This window comes from Streptomyces formicae, from assembly GCF_002556545.1.
Classification (GTDB): Bacteria; Actinomycetota; Actinomycetes; order Streptomycetales; family Streptomycetaceae; genus Streptomyces; species Streptomyces formicae_A.
In genome coordinates this window covers 354,547-370,434 of record NZ_CP022685.1, presented here as the reverse complement: position 1 = coordinate 370,434, position 15,888 = coordinate 354,547, and the positions used below count along the sequence as shown (strand labels likewise).

The 15,888-nt window shown below is 70.1% G+C and carries 11 protein-coding genes; 8 read left to right on the top strand and 3 right to left on the bottom strand.

The window, feature by feature from the left end; genetic code table 11:
* Positions 1–77: 77 nt before the first annotated feature.
* A complete protein-coding gene (locus KY5_RS01515) occupies positions 78–1,019 on the bottom strand; it encodes a methyltransferase (RefSeq protein ID WP_159072459.1) in 942 nt (313 codons plus the stop codon).
* A 799-nt stretch (positions 1,020–1,818) separates the two neighbouring features.
* On the opposite strand from KY5_RS01515, the gene KY5_RS01510 reads away from it, so the two are divergent.
* The 7 genes from KY5_RS01510 to KY5_RS01480 are packed head-to-tail and all read left to right on the top strand — an operon-like array spanning position 1,819 to position 8,754.
* Positions 1,819–2,640, top strand: a complete 822-nt coding sequence (locus KY5_RS01510; protein ID WP_159072458.1) for a fatty acid desaturase family protein — start codon at positions 1,819–1,821, stop codon at positions 2,638–2,640.
* A 51-nt stretch (positions 2,641–2,691) separates the two neighbouring features.
* Complete coding sequence (locus KY5_RS01505) at positions 2,692–3,366, top strand: N-acyl amino acid synthase FeeM domain-containing protein (RefSeq protein WP_098240446.1); 675 nt, start codon at positions 2,692–2,694, stop codon at positions 3,364–3,366.
* Complete coding sequence (locus KY5_RS01500) at positions 3,332–5,014, top strand: aspartate aminotransferase family protein (RefSeq protein ID WP_098240445.1); 1,683 nt, start codon at positions 3,332–3,334, stop codon at positions 5,012–5,014. Before KY5_RS01505 ends, KY5_RS01500 begins: the two co-directional genes overlap by 35 nt.
* A gap of 2 nt (positions 5,015–5,016) precedes the next feature.
* Complete coding sequence (locus tag KY5_RS01495; RefSeq protein WP_098240444.1) at positions 5,017–6,522, top strand: AMP-binding protein; 1,506 nt, start codon at positions 5,017–5,019, stop codon at positions 6,520–6,522.
* Positions 6,519–7,541, top strand: coding sequence for an amidohydrolase family protein (locus KY5_RS01490; protein ID WP_098240443.1), 1,023 nt, complete (start codon positions 6,519–6,521; stop codon positions 7,539–7,541). The genes KY5_RS01495 and KY5_RS01490 overlap by 4 nt, the downstream gene beginning before the upstream one ends.
* Positions 7,538–7,789, top strand: a complete 252-nt coding sequence (locus KY5_RS01485; RefSeq protein WP_098240442.1) for a hypothetical protein — start codon at positions 7,538–7,540, stop codon at positions 7,787–7,789. The genes KY5_RS01490 and KY5_RS01485 overlap by 4 nt, the downstream gene beginning before the upstream one ends.
* Positions 7,786–8,754, top strand: coding sequence for an amidohydrolase family protein (locus tag KY5_RS01480; protein WP_159072456.1), 969 nt, complete (start codon positions 7,786–7,788; stop codon positions 8,752–8,754). The genes KY5_RS01485 and KY5_RS01480 overlap by 4 nt, the downstream gene beginning before the upstream one ends.
* A gap of 26 nt (positions 8,755–8,780) precedes the next feature.
* On the opposite strand, the gene KY5_RS01475 is transcribed toward KY5_RS01480, so the two are convergent.
* Entirely contained in the window at positions 8,781–9,695 is a 915-nt protein-coding gene (locus tag KY5_RS01475) for a phenylalanine 4-monooxygenase (protein WP_199842881.1), read from the bottom strand.
* A 106-nt stretch (positions 9,696–9,801) separates the two neighbouring features.
* Between KY5_RS01475 and KY5_RS01470 the strand changes: the two genes are divergently transcribed.
* The gene (locus KY5_RS01470) at positions 9,802–11,901 is read left to right on the top strand and encodes a cytochrome P450 (RefSeq protein ID WP_159072455.1); all 2,100 of its coding nucleotides are present in this window, start codon (positions 9,802–9,804) and stop codon (positions 11,899–11,901) included.
* Between the two features lie 3 nt (positions 11,902–11,904).
* Here KY5_RS01470 and KY5_RS01465 read toward each other — a convergent pair whose 3' ends face one another.
* On the bottom strand, positions 11,905–15,876 hold the full coding sequence (locus tag KY5_RS01465; RefSeq protein WP_098240439.1) for a non-ribosomal peptide synthetase: 3,972 nt from the start codon (positions 15,874–15,876) through the stop codon (positions 11,905–11,907).
* Positions 15,877–15,888 lie beyond the last annotated feature (12 nt).

The window sequence follows — 15,888 nt, the reverse complement described above, 5'->3', positions numbered from 1 at the left end:
CTGGCTCCTTGTCTGCGGTCCGCCGACGGTGGTTCCCCTGCGTGGTTCCCCTACGGTGGTTCTCCGCCTCACCACGCTCAGGGGGCGGCGAGCGGGCGTGCTTCGATGACGCACATCCCGGGCGGCCCCTGCACGACGCGCTCCAGCCGCCAGCCGCCGCGTTCCAGGAGCCGCCGGAACTCCGGCAGCGTCCGTTCCTTCGCGCGGTGGTAGAGGGCGAGCATGGCGACGTCGGCCCAGCCCTGGAGAGCGGACGGAACGGCGTCGTCCGGCAGGACGTCCTCGAAGATCCGCAGCACGGCCGTGTCGTCACCGCCGCGCCGCACGGCATCGAGGATCGCGGCCACGCTGTCGTCGTCCCAGTCGTGCAGGACCCGGGAGAGCACATAGACGTCCGCGCGCGGCGGTGGCACGAACAGATCGCCGGTCCGCACCGTGCACCGGTCGTCCACGCCCTGCTCCGACAGATAGGCGCGGGCGCGGCCGAGCACCTCCGGCTGGTCGACGAGAATGCCCCGCGCGTCCGGCGCCTCGTCCAGGATGTCGGCGAGCAGCACCCCGATGCCGCCGGCGATGTCGGCGACCGTGCCGTCGGCGGGCCAGTCCAGGAGGGGCACGCACGGCAGCGTCAGCAACCGCGCCTGCTCCGCCATCGCCTCGCCGAAGACCAGCTGTTGGTCGGGGTGCTTCGCCAGGTGCTCCCAGAAGTCGATGCCCAGGGCGTGTTGGGTGGCGGGCGCGCCGTCCTTGAGGGTCTCGGTGAGCGCGTTGCCGACGTCCGGGATGCCGAAGGTGGCGAACGTCGCCCACAGTGACATGGGGTGACGGCGGCACAGCACCTTGCCCTGTTCGGTGAGCGCGGCGCCGACACGGTCCGCGTCGACGTCGACGATCCCGCTGCCCGCGAGGAGCACGAGCACCCGCCGCAGGGCCTCTTCGTCCGTTCCTGTCTCTTCGGCGAGGTCGGCGATGTCGCGTCTGCCGTCGGCCATCCGGTCGGGGATGGACAGCCGGGTCACGGCGCAGAGGCTGTGAAAGACGAGCCCTTGCCGATAGACGTCCAACAACGCTCCGACGTCGCGCAATGGTTCAGCAGCCAAGAATCCTCCAGCAAGCTGTTGACGTCCCCTTCCGCCGTCGTGCGACGGGGGACGTCCTTGATGCGGGACGGGTGTCCGCGGATGCGCTTTGCGTGGGGAGAGACGGAACCGTATGACGGCCCCTCAGGGGGCGTTCCGATTCCGCTCGGTATACCGAGAGTGACGAATCCGGCTCGGGCAATCGTAGACTATACATGCCTGAGTGATGATTTCCGGGGGCCGCAGGAACCTGCCCGAGACACCGGATCGGCCCCATTTTGCACCGACTTCGGGACCTGCTCCCGTGCCGAACCACCGGAATGCCGGAGTTCGGAAAGGGGGCCTTGACTGGGGGTGCCGACCGCAATGAAGATGGCATGCGGGTGCGCCGCTGGCGCACCGGAGATACAGCTGTCCTGGCCGTAGAGATTCCCGACGCAACACGGTTCGAGCGTATTCGGAACGCCGGAGAGATGAAGCAGATCTCCGTCACAGGACCCTGCCTCGAGGCAGTGGCGATTTCCATGCAGACGGCTGCAGTCGTCCACCGCAGCCCCGCACTTCATTGCTCCCGACAGCGGTCGGTCGATAAGGGGGATTAATGGGACGCCCAGCGGACGGAGCGGCGGGGTGCGATGCCCGGACGTCGATGGATGCAGTAGCCATCCGTGAAGTGCGAAACGCAATTCGGGGCGAGATTCGCGGCCGATTATTCACGCTTAAAGTGCTGGTCTGCGCCTTGATCACGGCTGCGGGATGCTGGCTGGCACTCCAGTCGCAGCTGTCACTGCGGCTGTGCGGAGTCCTGCTGATCGGGCTCATGTTCGCGCACGCCGCGGAACTCCAGCACGAGACCCTGCACGGCCTCGCCTACCGCGGCCGGCGCGCCAACCGCGTGGTGGGCGTGCTGCTCGGTCTGCCGATGCTGATCTCGTACACCGCCTACCGCGTGGCCCACATGCGCCACCACCGCGACCTCGGCACCCCGGGGAACCGGGAGTTCTTCGACTACGGGGACCAGTACGGCGCGGGGGATGGCGGCAGCCGGATCGGCACCGCGCTGACCTGGTTCGCCCGCTTCACCATGGCCTACCACTACTGGCAGTTCGGCGTCGGCGTCGGGAAGGCGCTGCGGGGCAGCAACTTCGACGGCGAGAGCGCCGTCAACACCCGCCGCATCCGGGTCGAGCACCTGCTCGCCGTGGCCGCCCTGGTCGCCGCGGCCGTGCTCTCGGTGGTGTTCGCGAGCCCGGCGGTCCTCTGGCTCTGGGTGCTGCCGATGGTGGTGGTCGCGGCTCCGATGCACGCCCTGATCGAGCTGCCGGAGCACTTCCGCTGCGAGACGCTCGACCGCTCGCCGTTCGCCAACACCCGGACGATCAAGTCCAATTGGCTGCTGACCTGGTACACCAACGGCAACAACTTCCACGTCGAGCACCATCTGATGCCCAACCTTCCCATCGAGCGGCTGCCGGACCTCCATGTCGAGGTGCGCGACCGACTGCGCCACTACCACCCCGGCTACTTCGCCTACTTCAGGAGCTTCATCGGCAGCAAGTAGCCCCCGCACGTGGACGGACGGAGGAACGTGGACGGACGGAAGGAAGGGACCATGGCCGAGGGCATCACCTTCCGCAGGGCCCGCACACCTGCCGAGGACGCGGATGTGCTGCGGCTGCGGGAAGCGGTGTACGTGCGGGACCAGGAGCGGCTCACCGACACCGCGCAGACCGCCGACACCTTCGACAAGTTCGACGCCCGGGCCTACTACCTCCTCGCGTACGCCGGATCCGAGGCGATCGGCACGATAAAGATCGTCCCTGACTCGCCCGCCGGACTGCCCTGCGAGGACGTGGCCGACATCGGCCGGCTGCGCTCCGCCGGGCACCGCCTCGTGGAGTTCGGCCACCTGATGACGCTGCCGGGCGTGCGCAACCGGAAGGTGGGCATGCGGCTGATGCGCGAGGCGCTGGTGCACAGCGTCCGGACGCACCAAGTGACGTGCATCATGGGCGACTTCTTCACCGACGACGGCGAGGGGCGGCTGCGCGACTTCTACACCGGCATCGGCTTCGTGCCGGTGCACGGTCCCTACCTGGACCCCCGCTTCACCGGCGCACCGCTGAGCATGGTGGCCGCTCTCGACGTGCCGGAGGCGGTGCGCCTCTGCAAGGAGCTGGGCGCCGAAGGCAACGCGGTGCTCAGGTACTTCTTCCAGGACTTCGACGAGTACGCGAGGGGATCCTCCGAGTATGCGGACATACCGGCAGGTACTGGCCGAGGCTAAGGCGGCCCACAACCACCCCACCTACGCGAAGATGGCCTTCGTCATGGGGTGCGGTGTCCAGGGCGTGGGGAAAGGATCCACCGTCCTCGACGACGCGGGGCAGTCCTTCCTCGCCATGTTCGACCAGTACGGCAACCAGTCCCTCGGCTACTCCCACCCCCGGATCATCGGCGCGCTCCGCGATCAGCTCGCATCGGGAGTCCTGAACAGCAGCAAGATCATGTTCGAGGAGGTGTCCATCCGCCTCACCGAACGGCTCGCCGAAGTCACCGACCAGGAGCTGCCGTTCGCCTATCTCGCCAACGGGGGCGGCGAGACCATCGACAACGCTCTGAAGCTGGCCAGGGCGGCGACCGGACGACCGAGGTTCATCAGCGCGCTCGGCTGCTTCCACGGGAAGACGTTCGCCACGCTCGGCGCCGCCGCCCGGCCCGAACACCAGGCCAGCCTCGGCCCGCTCATGGCCGAATTCGAGCAGGTGCCCTTCGGTGATCTCGACGCCCTGGCCGAGGCCCTGGACGACTCCGTGGCAGCGGTGCTGCTCGAACCCGTCCAGGCGGAGGCCGGAGTCGTCCCGCCGCCGCCGGACTATCTGCGCGAGGTCCGACGGCTCTGCACCGAAGCGGGCGCGCTGCTCGTACTCGACGAGATGCAGACCGCGTTCGGCCGCTGCGGCACCTTCTTCGCCTACCAGCGGTACGGCATCACCCCGGACCTGCTCTGCGTCGGCAAGGCGTTCGGCGGCGGCATGCTCGCCCTGTCCGCCGTGCTGGGCACCGAGGCGGTCTGGGAGGTCCTGCGCGAACTGCCCTCGACCTTCGGCTCCAGCCTCGGCGGCAACCCGCTGGCCTGCCGGGCGGGCCTGGAGACGATCGCCATCGCGTCGGACGAGGAGTTCCTGGCCGACGTCCGCGCCAAGGGGGAGCGGATCGGCGCGCGGCTCTCCGCCGTCGCCGACCGCTACCCGGAGGTGATCGCGGAGCACCGCGGCGTCGGCATGATGCACGGCCTCGAGCTGAAGGACGAGGCCCTGACCGGACTCGTCCTCGGACGCCTCATCGAGGAGGGCGTGACCTCCACGTACTCGCTCTACAACCCCCGGGTGCTGCGCGTCCAGCCGCCGCTGGTCATCTCCGACGCCGACCTCGAACGGGGGCTGGGCGTCCTCGAAGGCGTCCTCGCCGAGGCCGACGCGGCCCGGGGCAGCGTGCGCCCGACGGCGGAGCTGTCCCCGCTCACCCGCACCGTCCCACTGGCCAGGCCCGCCGAGGCCGTACTTCGGCTGCTGCACGAACGGCCGCGGCTGCTCGACCCGTTCGCCCGGGACACCAGGGCCGACCGGACGGAGTCGGAGGAGGACTTCGGCGGCCGGATCGGACAGGACGACGTGGTCTGGTCCGACCGGGTCGAACTGAACGACGACGGGGTCGTGTTGCGGGCGGAGCCGTGCTGGCTGTGGCAGGAGCTGGCCCGCACCGTCGTGGTGGCTCCGACGCCCGACGGCGGCTGCACCGTCGAGGTCGACATCGCCTGGGACACCGGCAGCGGTGGCTACGAGGAGATGCTCGGCGGCCGGATCGCCCTGTTCGTCCAGGAGCGTCTCGCTGATCTGCTGGCCAGTCTGGAAAAGGAGTTGGAGAACGCGTGAGCATGAACATCGCGGAGCTCGGCGAGCGCTACCGCGAGCACACCGACGCACGGCTGACCGAGATCGACCTCTCGGGCAAGCGGCGTGTCGTCACGTACAGCCGACTGCACGAGCTCGCCACCGAGCGCGCGGAGCGACTGGCGGCCGCCGGGGTCGAGCCGGGGCACTTGGTCGGCATCCGCGCGCCCAGCGGCATCGACTGGGCCCTGTGGGACCTGGCGACGCTGATGCGCGGCGCGGTGGTCAAAGCCTTCCCCGAGGACACCGCGATAGCGGACCCGGCCGCCTTCGTCGCCCGGCACGAGCTCGCCCTGCTGATCGCCGACGGCCTCACGGCCGACTGCCCCTCGGCGATCGCCCCGGACGCGCTGCCGGGACCCGACGTCGTGCCCGACACCGCGACACGCGTGGACCGCGACCACGTCCACAGCCTCGTCTACTCCTCGGGCACCTCGGGCAAGCTCAAGGGGCTGAACATCACCGCCCCGGGCTCCGAGTACGTGATCAACCAGTTCATCGAGACGTACCGCCTCACCGCGAGCGACCGTCATCTGGTCTTCCTGCCGCTCTCCAACTACCAGCAGCGGCTGTCCCTCTACTGCTGTCTGTGGCTCGGCGCCGATCTGACGCTCGCCCCCTACCAGCGCGTCTTCCAGGCGGTCAGAAGCGAACGGCCCACGTTCCTGATCGGCCCGCCGGTCTTCTACGACACGATGCTGCAGGTCTACCTCAAGTCCGGCGGCACGGGCACCCTCGGGGACTTCCTGGGCGGCGCCGTCCGCTTCCTGATCACGGGCATGGCGCCCATCAGGAGGGAGACGCTGGAGGCGTTCTGGGCCCGTGACGTGAAGCTCCTGGAGGTCTACGGCCTCAACGAGACCGGCATGGTGGCCTGGAACACCGAGGAAGCGCACCGGCTCGGCACCGTCGGCAGGCTCCTCGACCCCAGTCACGTCCGGATCCTCGACGACGGCGAGGTGATCCTGAAGCGCCCCTTCCCGCAGAGCAGCGGCTACTTCGAGGTCCCCGACGACGGCGCAGACGAGACCTACCGCCCCGACGGGAGCATCGCCACGGGCGACTTCGGGAGACTCGACGACGACGGCTTCCTCACGCTCATCGGGCGCAAGAAGGACGTGATCGTCCTCGGCAACGGGCGCAAGGTGCACCCCGCGCAGATCGAGGAGTACTTCGCCGGGGTGGAGGGAATCGCGGAGATCATCGTGGTGCCCACCCCCGACACCGGCAGGCTCGGCGCCGTGATCACCACGACCGATCCCGAGGACGCCGCCCTGCCCGCCAAGGTGCGGGCACGCGTCGACGAGGTCAACCGAGGGCTCGACGCCCACCAGCGGGTCGCATCCGTGATCTTCTCCGAGCGGCAACTGCGCTCCGACGCACGCTTCATGACGGGGAACATGAAGCTGAGCAGGGCCACGGTGGCGCGGCACTTCGCCGACACGGTGCGCGGCGCGGGCACGGCCGCCGAAGGGACGGAGTCCCGGTGACCTCGAACCCGAACCCGAACCCGGACGCGCGCCAGAACCCGGACCCGGCCCCGGGGACGGCACCCGCCGCGCCGCCGATCGTCGACGCGCAGGTCAACCTGGCCAGCCTGCTCGCCATCCCGCGTTCCTTCGTCGAGCACCAGGCCGCCAACGTCCACCACCGGCTCGACGCCTACGGTCTCGGTGGCCGCCCCGACCGCGTGCGCAACCAGGTCTTCTCCCTGTACGCGGACGACGACGCGGACCAACTGGTCGCGGAGATGGACGAGGCGGGCGTCGACCAGGCGTTCCTCGTGGCGCCCGACTACTCGCACGCGGCCGAGTGCGCGCTGTCCCAGCCCGAACTGGCCGCGCTGCACGACCGCGTGAACCGCCGTCACCCGGGCCGGTTCCACGTCTTCTGGGGCGTGGACCCACGGGGCGGGCAGGACGGCATCGACCTCTTCGAGCGGTGCGTGACGGAGTACGGATTCTCCGGGATGAAGCTCTACCCGCCCTGCGGATACGAGCCGAGCGACCCGCGCCTCTACCCGTACTTCGAGCGCTGCGCCCACTACGGCATCCCGGTGCTCACCCACACGGGTCCCGGCTGGGGGCCGCTGGACTTCAGCTTCGGCAGCCCGCTGCTCGTGGACCGGGCGGCCAGGGACTTCCCCGGCGTCGACTTCATCCTGGGCCACGGCGGGGTCACGCACGTCGACGAGGCCGCGTACCTCTGCGCCCACCGGCCCAACGTCCACCTGGACATCAGCCAGTTCCACTCGGTGCTCAGCGCCGACGGCTGGCAGACCCATGTCAACCGGCTCTTCAGGGCCGGGATTTCGCACAAGATCCTCTTCGGTACCTGCTGGCCGTCCTTCCGTCTTTCGGAGTCGCTCGGGGGACTGCTGAAGGAGTTCTCCCGAGGAGCCCCGGCCGTGGCCGGACTGCGGGAGGCCGAACGGAAAATGATCATGAGCGGCAACAGCCTCCGCCTGATGGGGCGGAAATCCGCGGAGCTAAGGGGTGGTCGGCCGTGAGCGAGGACGTCTCGGCGGTGGAGAAGGATCTCGTCGCGTGGGTGGAGAACTGGAACGAGGGGGAGGTGGAGGTCGCCGAGCTCAAGGCCGATACGGAACTGACCCACTCCGGTCTGCTCGACTCGATGGCGCTGGTCGGCCTCATCTCCTACCTGGAGGAGCGCAGCGACCGGGAGTTCGACTACTCGACCTTCGAGCCGGGTGACGGCGTCAGCATCCGGGGCCTGGTGGAGCACTGCTTGCGGTGATCGTCTACGACGGCCACTGCCATGTGGCATCCACCGACTTCGTCCCGCCGGCCTTCGTGGAGGGCGTGGCGGAGAACGTCCACAGCAGGCTGTCCGCACGAGGCCCCGCGCCGGACCCCGGCCGGATCGCGGACGGCTACCAGGCGCAGCACCAGGACCACCTCGCCGACGGCCTGGTCGCCGAGATGGACCGGGCGGGGATCGACCGATCGGTGCTCCTCGTGCCCGACTTCAGCCACCGGATGGCCTGCCCGCTGACCCCCGAGGAGATGGCCGAGCGGCACCACCGGATCCGGCTGCGGCACCCCGGGCGGTTCTGGGTCTACATCGGGATCGACCCCCGCCACGGCCCGGGCAACCTCCGGTTCTTCGAGAAGACCCTGGACGACTACGGCTTCGACGGCATCAAGCTCTACCCGCCGTGCGGCTACTCGCCCTCGGACCGGAGCCTGTATCCCTACTACGAGATCTGCGCGGCCCGTTCGCTGCCGGTCTTCGTGCACACCGGCCCCAGCGTGCCGACCCTCGACACCGAACTGGCCCACCCGCTCCACATAGACCAGGCGGCCCGCGACTTCCCCGGTGTCGACTTCGTCCTGGGCCACGCCGGGGTGACCAACGTGGAGACGGGGGCCTATCTCGCGGCGCACCGGCCCAACGTGTACCTGGACATCGGCGGGTTCGCCAGCTCCGCCACCCTGCCGAGCTGGCCGCACCACCTCAACCGGCTGTTCCGGATGGGCATCAACCACAAGGTGATCTTCGGTACGGACTGGCCGCTCGGGCGGATGTCCGGAGGGCTGCGCCGCACGATGCGCGAGGTGGTCGAGGGACCGACCGTCTTCGACGGCGTCCCTCGGCGCGACCGCGCGCTGCTGCTCCACGAGAACCTGCTCCGGGTGCTCGCTCCCGCGAGCCGCCCGGCAGGCGTCGTACCGAAGGCCCCCGGCCGGAGCCGGTCGTGAACCGGCCGGGCCGGGACCCGGTCCCGCTAGGCCGCGACGAGTTCGCTGTCGTCGTCGATGCTGGTCAGGAATTCGCTGAGGAAGTCCTCGAAATGGTTGAAGGACTCGGCCCTGAACAGGACCGGCTGGTATTTCTCCACCAGGTAGCCCTGACGTCCCATGGCCGCAGCGTCGAACGAATTGATGTCCGCGCCGAGGAAGTAGTCCATTTCTCCGCAGGAGGACAGCAGGCTGGCTCCGCAGACCTTGGTCCTGCCGTCCTCCTTCACCAGTCCGTATTCGATGGTGAACCAGAAGACGCGGGACACGAGGCTGACCGCCTCGTCGGACTCAAGACGGCGAACCGTCTTCCCGAGAAGTTCGTACAGCGTCGCCCATCGATTACTTGAAAGGTGTGTGCCGTGCCCCACCACCTCATGGATCATGTCCGGTTCCGGCGAAAACCGAGGAAACGAAGGATGGCGTATGTACTGGGTCGCCTGAAACCTTCGATCGGCCAGCGAGCCGTAGAAATCACGCTGCGCCACCAGGCCCGCGGCCGGGCCGAAGGTGAATCCGGTGAGCGGGTATACGCGTGCTGAGACGTCGCTGAGCTGCGGAAGCCGTTCGTGGCGCAGGTCGAGCAGCTCGCTCGCCTCGATGAATTCACGACAGGCGTGCACGCGGTGCTTGGCGGACAATTCCGTGCTCACCGTGTGCCACGTCTCGTGTTCGGCCTCCGTATAAGGAATGTCGGGTGCCGGTTCGCCCTTCCTGTGCCGTAAAGCGAGTTCGGCTATGCGGGCCCGGTGCTCCTGATACGGCCGGTCCTGGTATCCGGGGTGGTCCTTCGCGAAGATCACGGACACGCGTCCGTGTTCGTTATTGATGACCGGAGAGTAAAGGGTGGCTTCCTTGAACATCAGAACCGCCTGGTGGATGACGATGGTTGAAGCGCTCAACGTAGGCTAACGGGTCGCTGAGTGAGTGTCACCCCTGGAGGGTTATAGGTAGCCGGTACCCATTACGAATAGCCGGAGGCTACGTATGGATTCCAGAAAGGGAACCATGAAAATTCGGACTCCTCGATGGACGGCCGGCCGAGTTGCCGCGGACCTCGCCGACCCCTACTTGTACACCGACGAGACGCACCTGGAAATGTGGCGGCAGGCGCGCGCGGCGCATCCGGTGGCGTGGACGGAGTCGGAGCTGGCCGGTGGCTTCTGGTCGGTCGTGACCCATGCCGAGGGCTCGGAGGTGATCAGACGCCCCACGAGCTTCGTCTCCGTCCAGGGGATGCGCCTCCAGGCCAACCCCGCGGGCGTGCGGGCCGCGGCGGGACGCATGCTCGTCGTCTCCGACGGCGCCGAGCACCGCCGCCTTCGCGGCGTGCACCAGGCCTGGTTCAACGCGCGCTCCGTCGCCGCCCTGGTCCCCACGCTCGGCGCCCGTGTCGAAGAACGCCTGGACGCCCTCCTCGCCCGCGGCACGACCTTCGACGCGATCGCCGAACTCACCGCCGAGGTGCCGCGGTGGGCCCTGTTCGACCTCCTCGGTGTTCCCGATGAGGACCAGGACGAGCTGGCCCGCACGATGGAGGAAGCCTTCGACGATTCCGACCCGGGACCCGCGGGCGAGGCCGCCCGCACCGCCGCGCACACCCGGATATTCGGCCACTTCGGGGACCTGCTCGACCTGCGCAGGGAGGAGCCCGGCGACGACATCGTCTCCGCGCTCGCCCAAGCCGCCCCGGACGGCGTCCCGTTGACCGACGACGAGATCCTGCTCAACTGCGACGGCCTGATGAACGGCGGCCTGGAGACCACCTCGCACGCGCTGGCCGGGGCCCTGCTGGTCTTCGCCCGTCGGCCCGACGTGTGGCGAAGGCTCAGGGAGGACCCCGGGCTGATCGACACGGCGGTCGAGGAGATCCTGCGGTGGACCTCACCGGCCCTGCACGCCCTGCGCACCGCCGCGGAGGACACCGTGCTCGGCGACGTCAGGATCGCCGCGGGCGACCGCGTCGCGGTCTGGTACCCCTCCTGCAACCGCGACGAGAAGGTCTTCGCCGACCCCGACACCTTCCGGCTCGACCGCCGCCCCAATCCGCACATCGCCTTCGGCGGCGGCCCCCACTATTGCGTCGGCGCCACCCTGACCCGCCTGGAGGTGAAGTGCGTGCTGGCGGCCGCGGTCGAACGGGTCGCGGAGATCGAGGTCGAGGGCGAGGCCGTGCGGCGCCCGTCCAACTTCCTCCAGGGCCTCTCCCACCTCCGGATCGGCCTGACGGCGGACCGCAGGCCGGGCCCGCGCTCAGGGCCGGGCCCGCGCTCGGACCCCGAGCCACGACCGGACCCGGAGCCGCTCCCCGACCCACTCGACGGAGCCTCGACGAACGGCACGTCGTCCGACCTGCGGATCGTCCTGCCCGGCGCGGACACCGCCACCGGCACCGGCACCGTCGAGGTGCGCAGCAACCAGGAGGTCACCTTCGGCCGGGGCCTGACCGGCGCCCCTGCCGACATCTCCGTCGACGACCCCACCGGCGAACCCATCGCGGGACGGATCAGGGCCGCCGAGGACGGCCTGTGGTTCATCACCAACCTCAGCCGGGCCCGCACCTACGTGGTGGAGAACGAGGAGGGCGGCGGCGAGTACGTCTGCGTGCCCCCAGGGCGGCTCGACATGCCGGTCCCATTCCCGCACGCCAGGATCAGCCTGCCGTCCTCCACGGGGTCGACGTACCTGTCCGTGAGCGCGCCGACCCCGGCCAACGCGTACGCGGCCACCACGTACGCCCCCGACGCGGACCCCGCCGCGCGGCCCGACCCGGCGTTCGCCCTGGACCCCCGGGCCAAGTACTTCCTGGTCCTCGTCGCCCTGTGCGAGCCCCAGTTGCGCGCGCCCGCCACGATGGCCATCCCCAGCACCGCCGAGATCGTCCGCAGGCTGAGCCCGCTGGCTTCCTGCCGCAGGATCAGTCCGGCCGCCGTCAACTTCCACATCGAGTACATCGCGGGGAACAAGCTGGGCGTACGCAACCAGCAGTCGCCGTCGGGGCGTTCGGGCGGCAACTGGCTGCGCCAGGCGGTCGTCTCCACCGCGCTGCGGTTCCGGCTCGTGTGGACCGAACACCTGGCGCTGCTGCCCGCCGTCGAGGCGCGGTGACCGTCAGGAGGTGTCGCGCAGTCGCCGGGAGACCAGCTCGGCGACCGCCCGCGCGGGCTCGCCCGACAGCAACTGGTGATGGGTGCAGTCGAGCCGCACGTCCTCGATGGGGCCCTCCACGTACGGCCCCCAGGCCTCGGCGGCGGACGGCAGCCCCTCGCCCCGGTCGCGACCCGCGGTCACGAACAGGACCGCACCGCGGAACGGCTTGGGGTCGAAGCCCCTGGCGAGGTCGTGGTTGTTCTCGAAGACCCTGACCATGGCGGCCAGTTGAGGTTCGGTCAGGCCGAGGGCGGCGCCTCGCTCGGCGGGGGCCAGCGCGGTCGCGTCCACCCCCAGGGCCTCGGAGATCGCGGCGAGCGCGTCCCCGGTGTCGGCCGTCGGATCGGGGCCGCCGTCCTCCGGGCCGGGCCCCAGGTCATGGGGGTAGCCGTCGAGGACGCACAGCAACGGCACCTCTTCCCCCTGTTCCTGGAGGAGGACCGCCATCGCGTGGACGACGAGGCCGCCGAACGACCAGCCCAGGAGGTGGTAGGGCCCGACAGGCTGGACCTTCCGGAGCTGCTCGACGTACTCCGCCGCCATCTCCTCGACGCTCGCGGGTAGTTCGCCGACCGGGGATATGCCGCGCGCCTGCACGCCGTGGATCGGGTGCTCGGGAGGGACGTGGGCGAGCAGCGCGGCATAGCACCAGGCGAGGCCGCCGCCGGGATGCGCGCAGAACAGCGCGGGGCCGTCCCCGGTCGAGCGCAGCGGCAGCACGGTCCGGAAGTCGTCGTGCTCCAGCGCCTTCCCCTCTCCGCGCCGGTCCGTCAGCCGCAGCGCGAGCTCCGCCACGGTGGGCGCCTCGAACAGCGCCCTGATACCCAGCTGTTGACCGGTGGCCGCCCGGATCCGGCTGACCAGGCGCGCCGCGAGCAGGGAATGGCCGCCGATCTGGAAGAAGTCCTCGTCGGCCCCCACGGTGTCCACCCCGAGCTCTTGGGCGAAGAGACCGGCCAGCAGTTCCTCCGCGGCTCCGCGCGGCGCGCGAGCGGCAGTCGGCGTGCCGAACTCCGGCCGGGGCAGCGCTCCGCGGTCGACCTTGCCGTTGGCGGTCAGCGGCACCTCGTCGACCACGACCAACGCCGAGGGCACCATGTGGGCCGGCAGGGTGCGCTCCGCGAAGCGGCGCAGCTCCGAGAGGTCGAGGCGGGCGCCCGCGGCGGGCACGACGTATCCGACAAGGCGTACGTCCCCGGCGGACGCGCTGTACGTGGTGACCACCGCACGCGCCACCGAGGAATGGCTTGCCAACGCAGCTTCCACGTCGCCCAGTTCGATGCGGAACCCGCGGACCTTCACCTGGTCGTCGGTGCGGCCCAGGAACTCGATGTCGCCGTCCGCCCGCCACCGGACCACGTCTCCGGTGCGGTACATACGGGATCCCGCCGGGCCCCACGGATCGGCCACGAACCGCTCTGCGGTCAGCCCCGGGCGGTGCAGATAGCCGCGTCCCAGACCGGTGCCGCCGACGTACAACTCGCCCTTCACCCCGACCGGGACGGGACGCAGCCGTTCGTCGAGGACGTAGAGGCGGTTGCCCGGCTGGCGGGCGCCGATCGGCACCTGGCCCGACGGCAGCCGCTGCCCCGGTTCGATCCGGTACTCGGTACAGGTCACCGTGATCTCGGTGGGGCCGTAGACGTTGTGCGACCGGACCCCGGGACGCCTGCGCCGTGACAGTTCCAGCGCCTCCGCGGTCAGTGGCTCACCGCCGAGCAGCAGGTCGTCGGTGGGCACGAACACCGGGGGCAGGGCGTCGAGCAGCGCCAGGTGGCTCGGGGTGGCGAAGAGCAGGGTGCAGGGGTGGTCCGCCAGCCACGCCTCCACCTGCGGGTCGTGCTCCAGCGGTGCGAGCAGGACGCAGCCGCCGACGGCCAGGGGCGTGAACAAGGCCGTGCCGGAGATGTCGAAGGAGATCGACGACTGGAGCAGGGCCACCCCGCGCGCACCGGGGTACTCCCCGCCGATCCAGGCGATGTGGTCGATCAGGGCCCGGTGCGTGATGACCACGCCCTTGGGCCGGCCGGTGGATCCGGAGGTGTACATGACGTAGACGGGGTGGAGGTCCCGCAGCGGGGCACGGCGGTCGTCGTCCGTGAGGTCGGTGTCGGCGCCTGGCGCCCCGGCGTCGGGCCCGTCGAGGTGCCACACGTGCACGTCGACGTCCGGCAGCCCTGCCCGCGCGGAACCGGTGGTGAGCAACAGCGCCGAACGGGCGTCCGTCAGCATGAACGCGATGCGTTCGGCCGGGTAGTCCAAGTCGACGGGCAGATAGGCACCGCCCGCCTTCACCACGGCGAGCAGTGCGACGGGCAGGTGGACCGACCGGTCCACGGCGACGGCCACCACGTCCTCGGGCCCTATGCCGAAGGCCACCAGGCGGCGGGCGAGCCGGTTCGCCCGCGCGTTCAGCTCCGCGTAGCTGAGCTCTTCGGCGCCGCATCGCACCGCGGGCAGATCCGGGGTGAGCGCCGCCTGGCGCTCCACGACGTCGGCGATGGAGGACGCCGGGTCGGCGCCGCTCGGACGGGTCTCGTCCCCGGCACCGCCCCACTCGGTCAGCAGCCTGCGGCGTTCGGCGGCGTCCAGCAGATCGATGCCGTGGACGGGGACGTCGGGGTCGGCCACCGCGGTGTTGACGAGACGGACGAGACGGGAGGCCATGGCCTCGACCGTGCCGCGGTCGAACAGTTCCGTGTCGTAGTCGACGACGCAGCGGATGCCCTGGGGCGCTCCGGCCGGACCGTACTCCTCCTCCAGCTGGAACAGCAGGTCGAACTTGGTGGCACTGGTCACCGTCTCCACCGGCGCCGCCCGCGTGGCGCCGAGCGGCCACGCGGCGGTGGACCGGACCTCGAAGGTGAGCATCGTCTGGAAGAGCGGGTGCCGGTTCAGCGAGCGGTCGGGGTTGACCGCCTCCACCAGCCTCTCGAACGGCAAGTCCTGGTGCCCGTACGCCGCCAGGTCGGTGTCGCGCACCCGGGCGATCACTTCGCGGAAGGTCGGGTCACCGGAGAGGTCGGCACGGAGCACGACGGTGTTCACGAAGAAGCCGACGAGATCCTCGAACTCCTCCTCGGAGCGGCCCGCGACGGCGGAGCCCAGCGGGATGTCGGTGCCCGCACCGAGCCGCGAGAGCAGGGTCGCGATGGCGGCCTGCAGCACCATGAAGACCGTCGCCCGGCTCTCCTTGGCCAGCGCGACCAGACGCGCCTGTACGGCGGTGCCGAGCCGGAGCTGGACGCTGCCCGCACGGTGAGCCGACACCGGCGGCCGCGGGCGGTCGTAGGGCAGCTCCAACTCGGGCGGCAGGTCGGCCAGGGCGGCGGTCCAGTACCGCAACTGCCGTGCCTGGACGCTGTCCTGGTCGTCCGGATCACCCAGGAAGTCCCGCTGCCACGCCACGTAGTCCGCGTACTGCGCGGGCAGCGGCTCCTCCCACTCCGGTTCGCCGCCCGCACACCGCGCCTCGTACGCCGTCGCGAGATCGCGGGTCAACGGCCCGATCGACCACCCGTCGGCCGCGATGTGATGGAACAGCACCAGCAGGACATGATCGGTCTCGCTCAGGACGAACAGGCAGCAGCGGGTGGCGAGTTCGGCGGTGAGATCGAAGACATGGCGCGTCGCGGCGTCGAGATCCTCGGCCAGCCGCTGCGGGTCGCTCTCCCGCACCAGGAAGACGGGCCGGGCCGCCGCGCCGTCCCGCACTTCCTGGTAGGGCTCGCCGTCGACTTCCAGATAGCCGGTGCGCAGCACCTCGTGCCGCTCGACGACGTCGGTGAATGCCTGGATCAGCGCATCCCGATCGAGGCTTCCGGTGATGCGCAGGGCCAGCGGCACGTTGTAGGCGGAGCCGTGTTCTTCGAGTCGGGACAGAAACCACAATCGGCGTTGGGCATAGGAAAGCGGGATCATTGGTTCCCCCATCCGATGACGGTA